General features: G+C 77.0%; 1 protein-coding gene. It reads left to right on the forward strand.

What is annotated here, in order from left to right; all coding sequences use genetic code 11:
- Nucleotides 1-461, forward strand: a 461-nt coding sequence (locus tag FOE67_RS28275) for a Rieske (2Fe-2S) protein (protein WP_228474391.1), incomplete at both ends; no start/stop codon positions are given.

Consider the following 461-nt stretch of genomic DNA (forward strand, 5'->3'; position numbering starts at 1 on the left):
GGGCCCCGCCCCCCGCGGTCGTTTCCCGCTCGGCCTGCGCCGCGCCCCCGTGGCCTGGGAGCGTCAGGACCCCACCTGGCGACAGGCCAAACCGTCGATCATCGCGGCCGCTCTCAAACGCGCCATGGCCCGCCCCTCCGGCAACTGGTACGTCGTCGCCGCATCCCGGGACGTCACCGCCGACCGCCCCCTGGGCCGCACCGTCTCCGGCACCGAAGTGGTCCTGTGGCGCACCGCGGAGGGCCGCGTCGTCGCCGGCCCCGGCGCCTGCCCCCACCTGGGGGCCCCGCTGAAGGACAGCCCCGTGCGCTGCGGCACCCTCATCTGCCACTGGCACGGCCTCGCCCTGAAGGGCGGGGCCCACGCCGGGTGGGAACCCCTGCCCGTCCACGACGACGGCGTGCTGGTCTGGGCCCGCCTCGACTCCGTGGGCGGCGAGGAACCCCTCGACACGCCCGTCG

This window comes from Streptomyces calidiresistens (assembly GCF_014141525.1).
Taxonomy (GTDB): domain Bacteria; phylum Actinomycetota; class Actinomycetes; order Streptomycetales; family Streptomycetaceae; genus Streptomyces; species Streptomyces calidiresistens.